Source organism: Xanthomonas campestris pv. campestris str. ATCC 33913 (assembly GCF_000007145.1).
In the GTDB taxonomy this organism is placed as follows: domain Bacteria; phylum Pseudomonadota; class Gammaproteobacteria; order Xanthomonadales; family Xanthomonadaceae; genus Xanthomonas; species Xanthomonas campestris.
In genome coordinates, this window is sequence record NC_003902.1 from 2,178,083 (window position 1) to 2,197,580 (window position 19,498).

General features: G+C 64.5%; 7 protein-coding genes, 1 other RNA gene and 2 pseudogenes. All 10 read right to left on the reverse strand.

Annotated elements, in window-relative coordinates:
• Nucleotides 1-181: 181 nt before the first annotated feature.
• The 10 genes and pseudogenes from XCC_RS09730 to XCC_RS09780 all read right to left on the reverse strand — a co-directional run bounded on the left by XCC_RS09730 (nucleotide 182) and on the right by XCC_RS09780 (nucleotide 19,407).
• On the reverse strand, nucleotides 182-2,548 hold the full coding sequence (locus tag XCC_RS09730) for a methyl-accepting chemotaxis protein (RefSeq protein WP_019237701.1): 2,367 nt from the start codon (nucleotides 2,546-2,548) through the stop codon (nucleotides 182-184).
• An 85-nt stretch (nucleotides 2,549-2,633) separates the two neighbouring features.
• Nucleotides 2,634-3,017 carry a hypothetical protein gene (locus XCC_RS09735; protein ID WP_003486337.1) on the reverse strand — a complete coding sequence of 128 codons (384 nt, stop codon included), beginning with the start codon at nucleotides 3,015-3,017 and terminating at the stop codon, nucleotides 2,634-2,636.
• A 314-nt stretch (nucleotides 3,018-3,331) separates the two neighbouring features.
• Nucleotides 3,332-3,817, reverse strand: coding sequence for a chemotaxis protein CheW (locus XCC_RS09740; protein ID WP_011037040.1), 486 nt, complete (start codon nucleotides 3,815-3,817; stop codon nucleotides 3,332-3,334).
• A 111-nt stretch (nucleotides 3,818-3,928) separates the two neighbouring features.
• Nucleotides 3,929-4,714, reverse strand: a complete 786-nt coding sequence (locus XCC_RS09745) for a flagellar brake protein (protein WP_019237702.1) — start codon at nucleotides 4,712-4,714, stop codon at nucleotides 3,929-3,931.
• 978 nt (nucleotides 4,715-5,692) lie between these two features.
• Nucleotides 5,693-8,365, reverse strand: a pseudogene (locus XCC_RS09755) (Cache 3/Cache 2 fusion domain-containing protein).
• Between the two features lie 374 nt (nucleotides 8,366-8,739).
• A non-coding RNA gene (locus XCC_RS09760) (sX9 sRNA) lies at nucleotides 8,740-8,812 on the reverse strand.
• A 61-nt stretch (nucleotides 8,813-8,873) separates the two neighbouring features.
• Entirely contained in the window at nucleotides 8,874-11,132 is a 2,259-nt protein-coding gene (locus tag XCC_RS09765) for a methyl-accepting chemotaxis protein (protein WP_011037044.1), read from the reverse strand.
• A 737-nt stretch (nucleotides 11,133-11,869) separates the two neighbouring features.
• Nucleotides 11,870-14,349, reverse strand: a pseudogene (locus XCC_RS09770) (methyl-accepting chemotaxis protein).
• 88 nt (nucleotides 14,350-14,437) lie between these two features.
• Nucleotides 14,438-16,684: a methyl-accepting chemotaxis protein gene (locus tag XCC_RS09775; protein ID WP_011037047.1), complete on the reverse strand. Its 2,247-nt coding sequence runs from the start codon at nucleotides 16,682-16,684 to the stop codon at nucleotides 14,438-14,440.
• Nucleotides 16,685-17,148: 464 nt separating this feature from the next.
• Nucleotides 17,149-19,407 carry a methyl-accepting chemotaxis protein gene (locus tag XCC_RS09780; RefSeq protein WP_011037048.1) on the reverse strand — a complete coding sequence of 753 codons (2,259 nt, stop codon included), beginning with the start codon at nucleotides 19,405-19,407 and terminating at the stop codon, nucleotides 17,149-17,151.
• Nucleotides 19,408-19,498: the final 91 nt, after the last annotated feature.

Here is a 19,498-nt window from a genome sequence, read left to right on the forward strand (position 1 = left end):
TATAACCAGGTATCGGCCACGTTGGCATGCAACTGAAGCGCCATTTGCAGCGGGTGCATCCGCGACGACGGGCGGTCGCACTGCAGGGGGGCTGCACACACCACTGTGCCTTCGGCAGCGTGCCGTGCCCCAAATGCACAACGCCCCGGGAGACCGGGGCGTTGTTGGGTCAATCTACACCTCAGAACTCTTGCCAGTTTCCATCCGCCAGGGCGGTTTCGGATTTGGCCGGACGAGCGGGAGCTGCAGCGCTGCGTACCGGCTTGGCAGCCGTCTTCACCGCGACCGGGCGTGAGGCTGCCGGGCGGGCGTGGACGGGTGCTGCAGGCGCGTCCAGCTTGAACACCGACACCGCTTCGGCCAGGTGGCCGGCCTGTTCTTCCATCGAGCGGGCGGCAGCAGTGGCTTCTTCCACCAACGCGGCGTTTTGCTGGGTGGTTTCGTCCATCTGGGTGATGGTCTGGTTGACCTGCTCGATGCCTGCGGACTGCTCCTGCGAGGCGGCGGAGATCTCACCCATGATGTCGGTGACGCGCTGCACGCTGGCGACGATTTCGGCCATGGTGCTGCCGGCCTTGCGCACCAGCGCCGAGCCTTCGGCCACCTTGTGCACGGAGTCGTCGATCAGGCCCTTGATTTCCTTGGCGGCACCGGCCGAACGCTGTGCCAGCGTGCGTACTTCCGAAGCCACCACCGCAAAGCCGCGGCCCTGTTCGCCGGCACGTGCGGCTTCCACCGCTGCGTTCAAGGCCAGGATATTGGTCTGGAACGCGATGCCGTCGATGACCGAGATGATGTCGGCGATCTTCTTGGACGAGGCTTCGATGCCGGACATGGTGTTGACCACCTGCGACACCACTTCGCCACCTTGCGAGGCGACGCCGGTTGCACCGATCGCCAGCTGGTTGGCCTGGCGGGCGCTCTCGGCGTTCTGACGCACGGTGGAGGTGAGTTCCTCCATCGAAGCGGCTGTTTCTTCCAGGTTGGCGGCCTGCTGCTCGGTGCGCTGCGACAGGTCCTGGTTGCCGGAGGCAATTTCGCCGGCCGAGGCATTGATTGCCGTCGACGAGAGCTTGATGCGGCCCACGATGTCGGCCAGCTGCGTGGCAGTGGCATTGGCATCGTCACGCATCTGCGCAAACACGCCCTTGAACTCGCCCTGCATACGCACGGTGAGGTCGCCCCGCGACAGCGCCGAGAGCAATGCCGAGATCTGCTCGATGCTGGCGGCGTTGGCGTCCAGCAAGCCGTTGAGCTGCTGGGCCAGCTGCAGGAAGAAGCCCTGCTTGCCGTCGGTATCGACGCGGCCGGTCATGTCACCAGCAGCGGCGGCGCGCACGATGCGGGCCACTTCGTCTTCGACCTGGACTTCGATGGTGCGGTCGCGCCATTCGCAGACATCGCCCACCCACTGGCCATCTTCGTCCTGGATGGTGGTGACGGTCTGGGCGAACACCGCTTCGCCGAAGCGTTCTTCGAAGGTGGTGGTGCCGTCGCGATCCAGCGCGGCCATGGCCTTGCGCAGCGTGGCGTCGGACAGGCCGAGGTAGCTCACGTGCTGGCCGATGACCTTGGACGCGTCGAAGTCGCTGGAAGCCAGACGGATGCTGCCTTCGTAATGCGCCACGGTCTTCTTGAACGAGTCGTTGGCGTAGATCAGCTTGCGCTCGGTATCGGTGATGAACAGCCCGGTGGAGGACTTGTCCAGTGCGATACGGATGCGCAGGTTTTCGTTGGCTACTTGCTGGTCGCGTTCGATGCGCTCACGCAGGTCACGCTGCATGCGCTGCATGGCGCGCATCAGCTCGCCCACTTCGTCCTGGCCCTGCACATTGATCTGGCCATCGAGCTTGCCGCCGGCAATTTCGGAGGCAGTGGCCACGGCGCCGCGCATGCTGCGCACGATGGCGCGGGCAAACAGGAACGCCAGACCCAGGCCGCCGGAAACGCCGATCAGCACCACCAGCACGGTCAGGGTGACCGAGGTGGCATGCACCGATTCGGCCTTGGCCTTGGCAGCCTGCGCCAGGCGGTTGTCTTCGGCGATCAACGCGGCCAGTGAATCCTTGGCCTTGTTGTGCAACGTGCGCGTTTCACCCACGAAGGTGTCCACGGCATCGTCGGGGAGATTGAGTTCGAGCATTTCATCGACACTGGCGTAAGAGGCCGAGGCCTTCTTCCAGTCCGCCACGAAGGTGTCGAACAGCTTCTTCTGTTCGGGGCTCTCGATCAGGCGTGGGTAGTCCTTGATCACACCGTCGATGTCTTTGCGCAGCTTGCCAACGTTGGCCTTGGCTTCCTGCTTGACCGAATCGCTGGCGCGCACCAGGCTCTGATAGGACGAGTTGCGGAACTCGCCGAGCATGCCGCGCAGATCGCCGGCTTCGCGCACGCTGGACATGGTGTTGCCTGCCAGCCCGCTGGTGACGTCGTTGAGCGAGGCCAGGCCCGAGTAGGCGATGATCCCCTGAATAAGCATGATCAGCAGCACGATGCCGAACGCCAGCATCAGGCGCGGCATCAGTTTCAGATTGTTGATCCATTGCATTGACACGATTCCCCCGTAGAAGTCAGTCCGCGTAACCGCTTACAGCACAACGCCACGTCCTGGGACGTGGCGTTGTGCTCTGCAATTACTTGATGGTCGCAAGCTTCAGGCTGGCCGGCGAGCTGACTTCGATTTCGGCACGCGAGCTGTCGCGCTGAATCTTGCCGAGGACGCAGACGTCCTTTCCTTCCAGCGTTTCCGGGGCGAAGCTGAACTTGCCGCGGTTGGCGCCGTCGATGCGGGCCGAGAAGGTGTGGCGCGGGAACATGCCGCCCATGTAAAGGAAGGTCGGCTCACCCTCCGAGCTCTGCGCGTACTTGGCCTTTTCGACCTTGCCGCACACCATGCCGTCCTTGCCGACGAAGCGGGTCGCCATTTCCGGCGGAATCATTTCCTGCGATTGAGCCGACAGCGTGGGGGCAACGATCACGAGAGCAGCAACGGGGAGGAGCGAGAGCAGGAACTTCATAGAGATTCTCCAGAATCAAAAGTCGAACGGTGACCCGTTTAGGTGCGCGGGCTTCTATTCAGCTATCGGCTAGCTGCCGTTCAACTTGAATCGGAAAAACGTGATTTACATCTCACTTCATTATCGTTGTGCGTCTCGTGTCAGGAGCTTCCCGACACCAGATGGCATTACGCCCAGCGCTTGGGCTCGCCACAACGGCGAAGCGGCCGTCGATGGGCGTGGGCAGCGCCCAGATCGCCTGGGCCGAAGCCGTCGCGATCCTGCACTGCACACCCACCGACGACCGCTTGCGCCGGCCAGCTGGCCTGTGGAACTCAGGCGGCTTCTTCGGCCAATTGCTGCTGGCCGAGCTCGGTGCTGTCGAGCAGGGTTTCGATATCCAGCAGGATCAGCATGCGATCGTCCTGGGTGCCGATGCCGGAGATGAAGCGGGTATCGACGGCAGCGCCGAATTCCGGGGTGGGGCGGATCTGGTCGTCGTTGAGCGGGATCACGTCCGAGACGCTGTCGACGACGATGCCGACCACGCGGTCTTCGACGTTGAGCACGATCATCACGGTGAAGGCGTCGTAGCGCGCTTCTTTCAGGCGCAGCTTCAGGCGCAGGTCGATCACCGGCACGATGGTGCCGCGCAGGTTGATCACACCCTTGATGTAGTCGGGCGCGTCCGGCAGACGGGTCACCGAGTCATAGCCGCGGATTTCCTGCACTTTCAGGATGTCCACGCCGTAGTGCTCTTCGCCCAGGGCGAAGCTGAGGAATTCACCACCGGTGCCGGTGGCAGTGCTTTTGTCGTTCATGGAAACTCCGGGCGTTGCGGCTAATGTCGGATTGCGGCAGAGGCTTACCCTTGCAACATCGGCGCCTGCGGCGGCAACTTTAGGTGCAGGGGGGCGGTGGTGCGGGAGGGTTCAGAACACGCCGCTCTTGCGCGCATTGCGCTGGCGGTCGACCCGGAAGATGTAGCGCTGGATGGTTTCGTCCGCGCCACGCGGCAGGTCGCTGAATTGCATGCCCACCCGGAAGCCTTCGCTGCCGTTGGGCAAGGTCATCTTGTACTGGCTGCACACGGTGAGCGGCAGCGCGATGGGCGCGGAATCGGGCAGCTGCAGGGTGCAGTCGCGGTAGGTGTGTTGCGGATCGAGCAGCGGCATGCCGGTGGTCAGTGACACCGCAAGGCCGCCGCTGCTGATGTCGATCACCCGCAGCTGCAGGTTGAGATTGCCGCCGCTGGCGGCATCCTGGCGGATGGTGCAGGTGGGTGAATCGGTGATGGGTGTTTCCAGCCGGTACGATTCGCGGCGCTGCAGGTGATAGAGCGAATCGGGCAGGGTGGCGCGGAAAGCAACGTGGATGTCGCGTTCCAGCCGCTCCGGCGTTTCCAGACGAAAGCGGATGTTGACCCGTTCCAGCTGCGCGTAACAGAGCAGGTACTTGGCCTGTTCGATGGCTCGGTTGGAGGCGTCGTTATGGCTGCCGTCCAGGATCACGCAGTCGTCGTCTTCGTCCACTTCCAGCACGGCGGTGGGCACGGCCATGTCGCGGCCGGCCACATGCATGGTCACCACGGCACGCTGGTCGATCAGTTGTTGCAGCAGGCCACGGATCTGCCGCTTGTTGCGCAGCAGATAGCGCTCGTCACCTTCGGCGAGGTGATCGGCGTCGTGGTCGAGCTCTGAGGTATCGCCTTCGGACATGGGCACAAGCACAGTGGTAGCGGGAAGACGCCCGGAGGGTTGTCCCGGCGTCGCCTTGATATCGGCGGCAAAGCGAAATCTTTAAGCGCCGCCGACAAACGCGTCTGCCTGTCGCTGGTAAGGATCAGTCGCGATGGTGGATGCGCGGAGCTTTCAACGCAGCAACCAGCGCGGTTCTGGCGTGATGTGTTCGTTCTTCGGCAAGGCAATCAGTCACCTGCCTGGTGCGGTGTCCTTGCCGATTGCGGGATCGTTGGGGGTATGGATGCCGCCACCGAGCCATCATGGATGGGTTCGCGACGTGTTCCGCGCGGCGATGGCGCCGCGCCCTCGACGCTGCAAGTGTGCTGCAGGGTCCTTGTCCGCCCACCATCGCAGGACACGCTGCAAGTACGTCCCTGTAAGCTCCGTGGCGGCATCCATGCCGCCAAGGGTCCTGCGACGGTAAGCGGGCAAGGACCAGTCGAGATGGTCGGTGCGCAGAGTCTGAGCAGAGCGGTTGACAACTGTGCGGCCCGGTTTGCTCGCTCTTCAACACACCACCAGCGAACTATCTGGTGCGGGCACCGCGCACTCGACTTCCTCGCGTTTTGCTGCAGGGCCCTTGCCCGCCCACCATCGCAGGACACGCTGCAAGTACGTCCATGTAAGCTCCGTGGCGGCATCCATGCCGCCAAGGGTCCTGCGACGGTGAGCGGACAAGGACCAGTCGAGATGGTCGGTGCGCAGAGTCTCAACAGAGCAGTTGGCAAATGTGCGGCCCGGTTTGCTCGCTCTTCAACAAACCATCAGCGAACTATCTGGTGCGGTGTCCTCGCCGATTGCGGGACCGTTGGCGGCATGGATGCCGCCATCGAGCCCCCATGGATGGGTGCACGGCGTGTCCTGCGAGCGGCGAGGGCACCGCGCACTCGACGCTGCAAGTGTGCGGCGGGGCTCTTGCCAGTCAACCCTCGCGGGAAGCGCTGTAAATACGTCTTAGTGATAGGCGTGGCGGGCGTTGGCCAGCAGCGTGCTCAGGCGGTCTTCCTGCTCGAGCCGGAACACGGCCACAGCGTCCACCAATTGCGCGGCCTGCTCTTCCATCGAGCGGGCAGCGGCGGTGGCTTCTTCCACCAGTGCGGCGTTCTGCTGGGTGGTTTCGTCCATTTGGGTGACGGTCTGGTTGACCTGGGTGATGCCGGCGGCCTGCTCGCGCGAGGCGCTGGTGATCTCGCCCATGATGTCGGTCACGCGCTGCACGCTGCTGACCACCTGCTGCATGGTGCTGCCGGCTTCCGAGGCCAGCGCGGCGCCGTTGCCGATGCGCGCCACCGAATCCTCGATGAGGTGTTTGATCTCCTTGGCGGCACCGGCCGAACGCTGGGCGAGGGTGCGCACTTCAGAAGCCACCACAGCAAAGCCGCGGCCCTGTTCGCCAGCACGCGCGGCTTCCACCGCGGCGTTCAAGGCCAGGATGTTGGTCTGGAACGCAATGCCGTCGATGACGCTGATGATCTCGGCGATCCTCTTGGACGAGGCGTCGATGTCGGCCATGGTGCTGACGACGCGGCCGACCACATCGCCACCTTGCGCGGCCACGCAGGCGGCATTCAGCACCAGGCGGTTGGCCTGGTCGGCGTTGTCGGCGTTCTGCTTGACGGTGGCGGTGAGTTCTTCCATGGAGGCTGCGGTTTCTTCCAGCGCGGCGGCCTGCTGTTCGGTGCGGCGCGAGAGGTCGCTATTGCCGGTGGCGATCTCGGTGGCGGCCGAGTTGATTGCCAGCGAGGAGTCCTTGATACGGCGCACGATGCCGGCCAGCTGGTCGGCAGTGGCGTTGGCATCGTCGCGGATGGTGGCGAACACGCCTTGCAGATCGCCGTCCATGCGTGCGGTGAGGTCACCCTGCGACAGCGACGACAGCAGTGCGGACACCCGCGACAGGCCATCGGCGTTGTTGTCCAGCAACATGTTGAGCTGCTGCGCGAGCTGCAGCAAAAAGCCCTGCTTGCCGGCGGTGCCGACCCGCTCACTCAGATCGCCGGCAGCGGCGGCCTGCACGATCCGTGCGACTTCTTCTTCCACCTGCACTTCCTGGGTGCGGTCGGCCCACTCGACGACGAAACCCATGCGTTCGCCGGCCGCATTCAACACCGGGCTGACGACCTGACGCACGATGCGGTCGCCGACCGCGATCTGCGCCACGTTGGTGCCGCTGAGCTGTTCGAGCATGCGCTCGTGGTCTTTCGGGACGGCGTGGAACTGATTGATACTGGTGTCGATGAGTTTGTCGGCATCGAAGCTGGGCAGGTGGGCGCGCAACTGCTCCTGCACGTCCTTGAGCAGGCGCTGCAACGGACGGTTGACTTAGATGATGCGTTGATGGATGTCGGCGATCATCACGTTGGTGCTGACATCGTCCAACGCGGTCCGCACGCGCAGCGCTTCACTGGCGATCAAATGGTCGCGCTCCAGGCGTGCACGCAGGTCGTCGCGCATGGTGCGGGCGCTGAGCAGCAGGCGGCCCAGTTCGTCCTGGCGATCGACCTCGATGGTGCTGTCCAGGCGGCCGGCGGCCACGTCGCCCAGCACGCGCTCCACGGCGAGCAGCGGGCGGGTGACCATCTTGCGTGCGGCCACGAACACGACCGCAATGCACAGCACCAGCACCACCAGCGAGAGCAGCAGCATGCTGCTCATCAGTGCGTCGAGCGGGCCGTCGATGGCGCTGCGCGGCTGGGTGCCGATGACCGCCCACTGCCACGGCGTGTAGCGCTGCGCGGTGACCTCGTAGGCCTGGCTGGCGCCCTTGGCGTCGCGCAGTTGCAGCGTGGTGCTGGTCAGTTTGCCGTCCAGCACCGACTGCAGCTGGGCCTGTTGTTCGGCCGGTACCAGTGCCGCCAGCGTGGCCGGTGTGCCAGCCGGCGCGGCGATGACCTGGCCCTGGTGCTCGCCGGGAGCCATGTCGACGATGACGAAGTAACCGTCCTTGCCCAGTTTGGTGGTGCTCACCTGCGCCTTCAGTGCGGCCAGGCCCTGGGTGTAGTTGCGGCCGACAAACAGCGCGCCGATCACCTCGCCGGCGGCATTGCGCAGCGGCTGGTAGTGGGTCATGTACTGGTCGCCAAACAACTGCGCCTGGCCGGTGAAGGCCTTGCCTTCGGCCAGCGCGGCGTAAGCCTTGCCCTTGCGGTCGAGCAGGGTGCCGATCACGCGCTCGTTCTGCTTGTTGCGCAGCGAGGTGGTGATGCGCACGAAGTCGTCGCCGGTGCGCGCGAAGATGGTCGCGACGCCGCCGGTGGCCTGCGCAAAGCGGTCCACTGCGGTGAAATTGAGGTTCTGCGCCTGCGTGCCGGTGCGCAGGGTCGGGGTGTCCTGGTCGCCGATCTTCACGGTGGTGGTGGTGTCGAGCTGGCGCGCGCCGCTGCCGAGCATGTCGTCGAAGACGCTGCCCAGGCGCTGGGTGCCTTCGGTCAGGGTCACGTCGTACATGCCGACCGACTGGTTCATCAGCCGCGTACTGGACAGCAGCTCGGCCTTGACCTGCGATTCGATGTCGCTGGCGGATTGGCGATAGATCATCAGCGCCAGGGCGCCAAGCGAGAGGGCAATGACCAGCGTCAGTAACGCGGACAAGCGGGTGCCGACGGAAAGCCGGTGGAAGGAATGCATAGGTCTCGACCTTGCCCGGGGGAGGGGCGTTACGAATGTGTGAAGTCGATAGCGGCCGCGATCAGGGGAAATTGATGGAAAATCTGTCGAAATCTGCACAATGGTCGCGCTCGTTCGATCTTTTCCACACACGGGCAATGGTTTGCAGTGTGCTTCGGATGTATGGAACGTTCGCTCCTCGCAGGGATCGGCCACGTCAAGTGCGTACATTGCGCAATCGTTGCCAGGTTCAGCTGCACGCCATCCAGGTGGGCGTGGCCGCAGGCGTTACGCTTGCGCAGCCACAAAAGAAGGCCGCCTCCCTCGCGGGAAGCGGCCTGGCCGGTCCGCTGGAGCAGACCGGTGCAACACGGATGACGCGTTGGGCGTAGAGCGGCTAACAAGACGTAGCGAGCAGCCGCCAGGTGGGTGCGGCCGGCGCGGAGGAACCGGAGTACGGCGGTACATGCCGAGTCCGACCACTGGCCACGCGCGCCTGGCGGCTGCGCAGTCGTTTTGATGGCTGCTCTTAGAACTCCTGCCAGTCGGACTGATCGGCAGTGGTGGCAGGTGCGGTGCGCACCGGTCGCGGTGCTGCAGCTGCCACGGTGGTGCGCGCGGCCGGGCGTGCGGCGGAGCGGGCATTGCCCGGTGCGCTGGCAATGGCCGAGAGCTGGCGTGCCACCGGTGCCTGCGCGGCGAGCTTGAACACGGCCACCGTTTCGGTGAGCTGCTGGGCCTGTTCTTCCATCGCGCGGGCGGCGGCGGTGGCTTCTTCCACCAGGGCGGCGTTCTGCTGGGTGGTTTCGTCCATCTGGGTCACGGTCTGGTTGACCTGCTCGATGCCCGAATACTGCTCCTGCGAGGCAGAGGAAATCTCGCCCATGATGTTGGTCACGCGCTGCACGCTGGCCACGATATCGGCCATGGTGGTGCCGGCCTGATCGACCAGCGCCGCGCCCTGGGTGACCTTGCTGACCGAATCGTCGATGAGGTGCTTGATCTCCTTGGCCGCACCGGCCGAACGCTGGGCGAGGGTGCGCACTTCCGATGCCACCACTGCAAAGCCACGGCCTTGTTCGCCGGCGCGCGCCGCTTCCACCGCGGCATTCAAGGCCAGGATATTGGTCTGGAACGCAATGCCGTCGATGACGCTGATGATCTCGGCAATCTTCTTCGAAGAGCCCTGGATGTCGGCCATGGTGGTGACCACCTTGGCGACGACTTCGCCACCTTGCGAGGCCACGGCCGCGGCGCCGATGGCGAGCTGATTGGCCTGGCTGGCGTGCTCGGCGTTCTGCTTCACCGTGGAAGTGAGTTCTTCCATCGAGGCGGCGGTTTCTTCCAGATTGGCGGCCTGCTGCTCGGTGCGCTGCGACAGATCCTGGTTGCCCGAGGCGATTTCGCTGGAAGCCAGGCCGATTGCATCAGCGGCATGCTGGATACGGCCGACGATGCTGGCCAGCTGTTCGGCGGTGGCATTGGCGTCGTCGCGCATCTGTGCGAACACGCCCTGGTACTGGCCGGTCATGCGTGCGGTGAGGTCGCCGGCGGCGATCGACTGCAACAGGCTGGACAGCGATTGCAGGTTGCCGTCGGCAGTGGACATCAAGGTGTTGAGGCTCTGCACCATCAGGCGGAAGTCGAACTGGAACTTGTCGGCATCGCCGCGTGCGGTGAAGTCGCCGCTGGCCGCGGCCTGTGCCAGGTGCTTGATCTGCTGGTTCATCGTGGACAGGTTGGTCTTGACCTGGTCCATCGCCGCGGTGATGGCGGCCTTTTCGCCGGGCAGGCGCGGCATGTCTTCGCTCAGGTCGCCGATGGCGTAGCGCTCTACCAAGTGGATGGTCTGCATCTTCACCTTGATGTGGCTGGCCACCAATTCGTTGGTGTCGCTGGCCATGCGGCCGAAGTCACCGGGGAATGCGGCGGCATCCATGCGGAAGCTGATCTGGCCTTCTTCGTGGCGCTTGGCCATGTTGAGCTGTGCGGTGATCAGGTTGCGCACCTGGCTCTGCATGCGGTCCATGGCGTGCAGCAGGCGGCCGGTTTCGTCGTTGGCGGTGCTGCGCACATCGTTGTCGAGCGATCCGTTGGCGATCGCCTCGGCGGCCAGCGTGGCCTGGCTGAGCGGGCGCACCAGGCTGCGGGTGATCATCCAGCCGAGCAAGCCACTGAACAACAGCACGGCAATGCCGCCGCCGATCAACATCGCGCGGCCACGTGCCATTGCGGCGGTGGCGTCTTCATAGGCGGTCTTGGCGCGCTTGCGCTGCAGTGCCGAATACTCGGCCAGGGCGCTCTGCCACGCTTCGGTGGCCGGGGCGGCCTGCTGCATCAGCATGGCCAGCGCTTCGTCGGATTTGGAGGCGAGCCCCAGTTCGGCCACTTGCGCGTTGGCCTTGGCGGCAGCGGCGCTGGCCGCATCGATCTTGTCGCGCCGCGCCTGGGCCTCGGGCGATGCCGAGAACACGTACAAGGTCTGGCGGGTCTGTTCGTAGGCCTTTGCACGGTCCTTGATCAGGGCCGCAAAGCGCAGATTGTCTTCCTGCGAAGTGGGCAGTACCAGGTTGCGCAACTGCACGGCAATCACCGAGGTGTCGTCGGTCATGTCCTGCAGGTGCTGCATGATCGTGATGTTGCGGTTGACCACGGTGTCCAACCGTTCGCGTGCCTGCGCCAGCGTGTAGAGGCCCGCAGCCACCAGGGCGCAGGACAACAGGATCAGTATGCCGAAGGCAAAGCTCAGGCGCGTGCCCACGTTGTAGCGTTGAAGGAAAGCGGTCATTTCGGGTCTCAGGTGGCATGGGAGGACGGTAGCGCCCTGGCCAGGCACGCGCAGGGAGGGCGCGGCTGTCCGGAGCTGGGCAGACGTGGCGGCCGGGGCAGGAGCGTGCGGTGTGCACGTCATGCCGCGCCGGTGCGCGTTTGCTTGTGTCCGGTAACGGCGCTGCGCTTGAGCACTGAACAGCCGCGCCCGTTTCCATATGGTTCAGCGTCATGGAGGTGAGCTGCGTGTGTAGATGCGTGCCGAAACGCCGTGCTTTCAGGCGTTTTCAGGGGTGAGCGCTGCAATGGCCGTGCACGCAGTGCTCACGACGCGCATCACGGTTTGGTTGCGGCTGCCTGGGCAAGGGGCGGCGTCATGAGGCTGGGGCGGGTGCACTGCCGATGCGCACGCGATGGCGTAACCGCACCTGCAATGGTGCTGCAGCAATTGCAGCTGTCACGGCACACGCCGGTAGGAACCGCAGTGCCCGTGTCACGAAGGGCAGGGGTGGCATGCGTGTTGGCGTGCTTGGCGTCTGTGCAAACGATCCGAAGTGCGCGTCAGACCAAGCAAGGCTTACCCTGCGCAGCCGGCTTGATGCGATCGCGCCAGCGCGGTGCTGCGCGTTGTGCTTTAACGCAAGCGGCCCGGCCTTGCTGCAGGCCGGGCCGATTCTGAGGGTGATTCGGCTGGATCGCCGGTCATCGGGAGGAAGCAACTGCCAGCACTCGCTTTGCAAGCGCCGGCAGCGTGGCTCAGGCCGCGCGCCTCAGCGCCGGCCGTGCCGTTGCGGCCTGCAGCCGGAACACCGAGACCGCATCGCGCAGCTGCTGGGCCTGTTCTTCCATCGCGCGGGCGGCGGCGGTGGCTTCTTCCACCAGCGCGGCGTTCTGCTGGGTGGCCTGGTCCATCTGGGTGATGGTCTGGCCTACCTGCTCGATACCCTGCGACTGCTGCTGCGAAGCAGCGGAGATCTCGCCCATGATGTCGGTCACGCGCTGCACCGAGCTGACGATCTCCTGCATGGTCTGGCCGGCCTGGCCCACGAGCTGGTTGCCGTGTTCGACCCGCTGCACCGAATCGTCGATCAGCTGCTTGATCTCCTTCGCCGCACCGGCCGAGCGCTGCGCCAGCGTGCGCACTTCACTGGCGACCACGGCAAAACCGCGGCCCTGTTCGCCGGCACGCGCAGCTTCCACCGCGGCGTTCAAGGCCAGGATATTGGTCTGGAAGGCGATGCCGTCGATCACCGAGATGATGTCGGCGATCTTCTTCGACGCTGCCTGGATGCCGGCCATGGTGCCGACCACCTGGCTCACCACCTCGCCACCTTGCGACGCCACCTGCGCCGCGCCCAGCACCAGCTGATTGGCGTGACGCGCGTGGTCGGCATTGTTGCGTACGGTGGAGGTGAGTTCCTCCATGGACGCGGCGGTTTCTTCCAGGTTGGCGGCCTGCTGCTCGGTGCGCTGCGACAGGTCCTGATTGCCAGAGGCAATTTCGCTGGCGGCATCGTTGATGGTGTCGGTGGAGCGCTGGATGCGGCCCACGATATCGGCCAGCTGGCTCACCGTGGCGTTGGCGTCGTCGCGCATGCGTGCAAACACGCCATGGAACTCGCCCTGCATGCGCGTGGTGAGGTCGCCGGCGGCGATGGCCCGCAACACGGCAGACAAGGCTTCCAGGTTGCCATCGGCAGTGGCCATCAAGGTGTTGAGGCTCTCCACCATGGCGCGGAAGTCGTACTGGAAGCGTTGTGCATCGCCACGCACGCTGAAGTCGCCGTTGGCCGCGGCCTGCGCCAGCAAGTTGATTTCGGTATTCATCGCCGAGAGGTTGGCTTTTACCGTGTCCATGGTGTCGGTGAGCACGGCCTTTTCGCCGGGCAGGCGCTGCATATCCTGGCTCAAATCGCCGATGGCATAGCGCGACATGATCTGCGCCAGCTGCATCTTCACTGCGATATGCGAGCCGACCAAGGCGTTGGTGTCGCGCACCATGGTGCCGTAGTCGCCGGGGAAGCTGTCGGCGTCCATGCGGTAGCTGATCTGGCCGGCGTCGTGGCGCTGCGCCATGTCCGACTGCGCTGCCAGCACGCGCTGCAGCTGCTCTTGCATCTTGCGCATGTTGTCCAGCAGCTGGCCGGTTTCATCCTGTCTGGGCGGCACGATGTGCTCGTCCAGCTGGCCGCGCGCAATCTGCGCAGCCACGCTGGCGGCGCGCCGCACATTGCGGGTGAGGGCGGAGAGCGTGTACCAGCACAGGCCGGCGATCAGCAAGGCCAGCACCGACAAGCCGGCAATGGCTTGCCACATCGCATTGCGGGCGTCCTCCAGGTGGCGCTCGGATTGCCGCTGCAGGGCCTGCAGCGAAACGCTGCTGAGTTGCTGCATCGCTTGGCCCACCGCATCCAGTGCCGCATTCCATTGCACATCGGCCTGGGCATCATTGCCGTCCAGGGCAGCGCTCAATGCGGCGAGTGCAGTCTTGGCCTGGCTTGCCTCGGCCTGCGCCGCAGCTGCCAGCGTGGGGTCGGGTTGTTCCAGCAAGCCCATCGCCTTTTCCAGCTCATGGCGGAAGCGGGCATGGTTGCGTTGCAGCTGGCCCAGCTGCTCGCGCAGCATGGTGGTGCTTTCGCCGGCCTGCGACGGGTCGCTGGCGGCATCCAGGCGGGTCAGCGACTCGGTCGCGTCCGGGCTGTAGATCAGGGTGGCCACCACCAGGTGGTAGCTCTCGATATAGGGGGTGTAGACCAATTGGCTGTCATCGCGCATCGCATCCAGTGCGGCGAAGGCGTGTTCGCTCAGGCCGGTGTAGGCCGCTGCATCCTTGCCGGCGCTGCGCTGCGCTGCTGCTGCAAGGCGGTGAGTGCCTTCTGGCTGCGCTCGAACCCTTCCAGCGTGGCGGTAGTGGCCAGCAGAGCCTGCAGATCGCTGTCTGCACGTGTTGCGGCCGCGGTGGCGGCGTCGCCGCTGTCCACATGTTCGGCGTGCAGGTCGGTGATCAGGCCGAGCATCCTGGCCAATGGGCCATAGCTGCGCAGTTCGTTGCTGCTGATGGCGACACTCTCATTGAGCTTGCCGCTATACAGCACCACCGGGATGACGAGCCCGACCAGGGCCAGCACGCCGATCAAGCCGAGTTTGCGGCTGATGCCCAGGTCGTCCCATCGGTGCGTCCAGCGACGTTGGGTTGAAAAAGCGGGCTTGGACGACAGCGCGGGCGACGTGGTCATGAAGAATTCTCGTAGGCGTACGCAGCGTATCGGCGGCGCCCGGTTGCCCTTGAGCCAGCCGGCCTGGAGGCCGGCTGGCTTCATTCAGTCAGAATTCCTGCCAGCTGGCCTCGTTGCTGGCAGTGGTGACGACGGCGCGTGGCTTGGACGCCGCCGTGCGGCCGGCAGCGACCACTTTCGCCTTGATCGCCGGGGTGACCGCCGGGCGTGACGCCTGCTGCAGCGGTGCGGCCACATAGCCGGCGTCGGTCTTGAACACGGCCACTGCTTCGGTGAGTTGCACGGCCTGTTCTTCCAGCGAGCGCGCGGCGGCAGTGGCTTCTTCCACCAGCGCGGCGTTCTGTTGGGTGGTCTCGTCCATCTGGGTGATGGTCTGGTTGACCTGTTCGATACCGGCCGACTGCTCCTGCGAAGCGGCGGAGATCTCACCCATGATGTCGGTGACGCGCTGCACGCTGGCCACCACTTCGCCCATGGTCTTGCCGGCGGTGTGCACCAGTGCGGAGCCTTCGGCCACGCGTTGCACCGAGTCGTCGATGAGGTCCTTGATCTCCTTGGCGGCGCCCGAGGAGCGCTGCGCAAGCGTGCGCACTTCCGAGGCGACCACGGCAAAGCCACGGCCTTGTTCGCCCGCACGCGCCGCTTCCACCGCGGCGTTCAACGCCAGGATGTTGGTCTGGAAGGCAATGCCGTCGATGACGGAGATGATGTCGGCGATCTTCTTCGACGAGGCTTCGATACCGGACATAGTCTCGACGACCTTGCCGACCACTTCGCCGCCCTGCACAGCCACGCTGGCTGCACCGATGGCGAGCTGATTGGCCTGGCGTGCGCCTTCGGCATTTTGCTTGACGGTGGAGGTGAGCTCTTCCATCGACGCCGCAGTTTCTTCCAGATTGGCGGCCTGCTGTTCGGTGCGCTGCGACAGGTCCTGATTACCGGCCGCAATTTCGCTGGCCGCGCCCTTGATCGACACCGCCGAGGTCTTGATGCTGCCGACAATCTCGGCCAGCTGCGTGGCAGTGGCATTGGCGTCATCGCGCATCTGTGCGAACACGCCGCGGAACTCGCCACTCATGCGTGCGGTGAGGTCGCCGGCGGCGATCGACTGCAACAGGCTGGAGAGCGACTGCAGGTTGCCATCGGCGGTGGACATCAAGGTGTTGAGGCTGTCCACCATCACACGGAAGTCGTACTGGAAGCGCTCGGCATCGCCACGTGCGCTGAAGTCGCCGTTGGCGGCGGACTGCGCCAGGTGCTTGATTTCGTGGTTCATCGCAGACAGGTTGACCTTGACCTGCGCCATCGTCTCGGTGAGCACGGCCTTTTCGCCGGGCAGCTTGTCCATATCGTCGCTGAGATCACCAATCGCATAGCGGCCCATGATCTGTGCCAGGCGCATCTTCACCGCGATGTGCGAGCCCACCAGATTGTTGGTGTCATGCGCCATGCGGCCATAGTCGCCGGGGAATGCGGAGGCATCGATACGGAAGCTGATCTGACCATCGTCATGGCGCTTGGCCATGTCTGTCTGTGCGGTGATCAGGCTGCGCAACTGGTCCTGCATCTTGCTCATTGCTTTGAGTAGACGTCCGCTTTCGTCGGTGGCTTGCGTATCGACATCGTTATCCAGCTTGCCGCCAGCAATCGATTCGGCGGCGCGGGTGGCGCGGCTCAGCGGCTGGGTCAGGCTACGGGTGATCAACAGGCCCAGCGCACCACTGAGCAGTACCACCAGGACGGTACCGGCGACGAGCATCTTGCGCGAGTCATCCATCGACTGCAGCGCACCGGCGGACGCGTCGGCCGCCAGCTTGTCTTGCAGGGCGATGTTCTCGTTGATCTTGTCTTGCCAGCTTTGCAGGGACGGTGCGGCCTTGGTCAGCAACAGAGCGAGTCCTTCATCGGCATGTCCGCCCAGGCTCAGTTCGACCACCTTGTCGTTGAGCACCTTGGTCTCTGCGCGGCGGCGGTCGATCTCGTCGCGGATCGCCTGGCCCTGCGGGTTGGTCGGCATCGCGTAGAGCGTGTCACGCGCTTTGGCGTAATCGGCGCGCGCCTGCTTGAACGCGGCCAAGAACTTGACGTTCTCTTCGTCGCTGGTAGGCAGCACGATATTGCGCATCTGCATCGCAATAACGTAGTTGGCATTCACCATCTCGTTGGAGAGCCGAATTTTGGCCATGTTCGAGTTGACGATATCGTCGACAAGCACGCGCGCCGAACTCAGGCCGCGATAACCGATAAAGGCGATGACGCCGGAGAGCACGATCAAAATGGCAAATGCGCTGGCCAGTCGTGGGCCAACGTTGTAACGCTGCAGGAGTGCATTCATGACGAGGGTTCCGTAAGACGAAGCGAAGGGTGCGTTGCATGCGCGGACGATGGGGTCGTGACACGCTCTGCTATGTGCAGTAGCGGCCTCCGCCTGCCAGAACTGAATACCTGTGTGCCAAAAACCGCATAACTACGGTTATGCAAATGAAGCCTAAAACTGCTTTAGGGATGGCAACTTACGCCGGAAGCGTTACCAAGCGATCGCGACCGAAGCGCTGCGATGTAGATTCTGGCGAGCTCGACAAGCGCATGGAGCTCATTGCGCCGCGTTGCCGCCGGCACGAACAATCCACCGTTGCCAACGCCAGGCGCCTGAGGCGCGTGCTTGATGGAGAGTGCTCAACACGCGTGTCCCATGACGCTGCGCACTGCAGGAATGCGGCAAACCGAGCAAAAGAAAAGCCGCGCTTCCATCAGAAACGCGGCTTGGTCTTGTCAGCACTGACGTTGCGGCTGGGGCGCTTAAAACTCCGCCCAATCCGATTCGTTCGAGGTCGTCACCGCCCGCGGCGCGGCACGCACCACCGGCTTGCTCGGCTTGGCGAGGGCAGCGGCCTTGGCAGCAGGCCGGGCCACTGCGGCTTGTGCACGTACCACCGGCGTCGCACGCGTCACTGATTCGAGTTCGCTGGACAGGCGGAACAGCGCCACCGCTTCGGTGAGCTGCTGTGCCTGGTCTTCCATCGAACGTGCCGCAGCGGTGGCTTCTTCCACCAACGCTGCGTTTTGCTGCGTGGCTTCGTCCATCTGCGTCACGGTCTGGTTGACCTGCTCGATGCCGGCCGACTGTTCCTGCGAGGCGGCGGAGATCTCGCTCATGATGTCGGTCACGCGCTGCACCGAAGAGACAATTTCACTCATGGTGGTGCCGGCCTGGTGGACCAGCGCCGAGCCTTCGGCCACCTTGCTGACCGAGTCGTCGATCAAGCCCTTGATCTCCTTGGCCGCACCGGCCGAGCGCTGTGCCAGCGTGCGCACTTCACTGGCCACCACGGCAAAGCCGCGGCCCTGTTCGCCGGCACGCGCCGCTTCCACCGCCGCGTTCAAGGCCAGGATGTTGGTCTGGAACGCGATACCGTCGATGACGCTGATGATCTCGGCGATCTTCTTGGACGAGGTTTCGATGCCGGACATGGTGGTGACCACCTGGCCGACCACGCTGCCGCCATGCGACGCCACATCGGCCGCACCGATCGCCAGCTGATTGGCCTGGCGGGCGTGTTCGGCGTTCTGCTTGACGGTGGAGGTGAGCTCTTCCATCGAGGCAGCGGTTTCTTCCAGGTTGGCGGCCTGCTGCTCGGTGCGCTGCGACAGGTCCTGGTTACCGGCGGCGATCTCGCTGGCGGCAGTGTTGATGGTCAGCGTGGAATGCTTGATGCGGCCCACGATGTCGGTCAGGCGCTGCACGGTGGCGTTGGCGTCGTCGCGCAGACGTGCGAACACGCCGTGGAATTCGCCATCCATGCGCGCAGTGAGGTCGCCATCGGCCACGGCGCCGAGCAGCTGCGAGAGCTTGCCCAGGTTGCGGTCGCTGACTTCCATCATCGAATTCAGATCGGCCACCATCACCGCGAAGTCGTACTTGAAGCGTGCGACATCGCCACGTGCGCTGAAGTCGCCGGCCGCGGCGGCCTGTGCCAGCTGTTTGATTTCGGTGTTGATCGACAGCAGGCTGGCCTTGGCCGCGTCCATGGCTTCGTGCAGCACGGCGCGGCTGCCGGGCAGGCGGCGCGCGTCTTCGGTGAGGTCGCCCTGGGCGTACTGGTTGAGGATGCGCACCGAATCGATGATGGCGTCGAGGTGCTCGAAGATCATCGTATTGATGCCGCCGGCCAGCGTGCCGTACACGCCGGGGAAATCTTCCGGCATGCGGTGGGTGATGTCTTCGGCAGCATGCAGGTGCGACATGCGCGCGGTTTCGTCGGAGAAGCGGCGCAGCATCTGGGTCATGCGGCCGGTGGCCTCGAGCATCTGGCCGATTTCATCGTTGCTGGTCTTGCCGACCTGCACGCTCAAATCGCCACGCGAAACCGCCTGGATGGCGCCCAGCGCCTTGGACAGCGGGGTGGTGATGCTGCGGGCGATCAGCCAACCGAAGGTGACCGACAGCGCGGCCATCAGCAGCGTGCCGAGCAGCAGCACCGCACTGGTGAACTTGAACGATGCGGCGCTGGCGGTGACCATGTCGCCGAGTGCCTTGGACTGCTGCGCGTACATCTTGTGGACCGAGGCAAACAGTTCCTTGCGGATCTCGCCGGACTGCTTGCGCGAGAATTCCATTGCGGCTGCACGGTCCGGCTGCGGATACAGCTCACGCAGCTTCAGGTTGGCGGCGAAGTAGCGCGTGCTGGCATCGGCGAGCTTGGCGTATTCGGCCTTCAACGGCGAGGCGGCGCCGATCTTGGCGTCCAGCGCCTTCTGGGTTTCGGCGTACTTGGCCTGGATCTCGTCCATGCGCTTGAAGAAATACGCATAGCGCTCGGGATCGTCCAGGTTGACGAACTGGCCCACTTCGTAGACGCGGAATTCGCCCGCGAAGCCACGCAGTTCGGAGAGCCGGCTGAGCACGGGCACCACGTCCTGGTTGATCAGGGTGGTTTCCTGCTGCATCTGCTTCATGCGTGAAAAGCCGAGTCCACCCAGCAGGGCGGTCAGCACGGCACTCAGGCAGAAGGCGATCATCAGCTTGCGGCGGATCGGCCAATCGTTGAACTTGTTCATTCCTTACCCCAGGGTGTTGCGCAGAGACAATGTCCTGGTTGCTAACGGCCCGTGCCCTGGATTCTTTACGCGCGGTGCCTGAACGCTGCAT

Bases quoted from the DNA above. Each gene is read 5' to 3' on its own strand.
- XCC_RS09730 (WP_019237701.1), bottom strand. From the start codon at position 2,548: ATGCAATGGATCAACAATCTGAAACTGATGCCGCGCCTGATGCTGGCG.
- XCC_RS09735 (WP_003486337.1), bottom strand. From the start codon at position 3,017: ATGAAGTTCCTGCTCTCGCTCCTCCCCGTTGCTGCTCTCGTGATCGTT.
- XCC_RS09740 (WP_011037040.1), bottom strand. From the start codon at position 3,817: ATGAACGACAAAAGCACTGCCACCGGCACCGGTGGTGAATTCCTCAGC.
- XCC_RS09745 (WP_019237702.1), bottom strand. From the start codon at position 4,714: ATGTCCGAAGGCGATACCTCAGAGCTCGACCACGACGCCGATCACCTC.
- XCC_RS09765 (WP_011037044.1), bottom strand. From the start codon at position 11,132: ATGACCGCTTTCCTTCAACGCTACAACGTGGGCACGCGCCTGAGCTTT.
- XCC_RS09775 (WP_011037047.1), bottom strand. From the start codon at position 16,684: ATGAATGCACTCCTGCAGCGTTACAACGTTGGCCCACGACTGGCCAGC.
- XCC_RS09780 (WP_011037048.1), bottom strand. From the start codon at position 19,407: ATGAACAAGTTCAACGATTGGCCGATCCGCCGCAAGCTGATGATCGCC.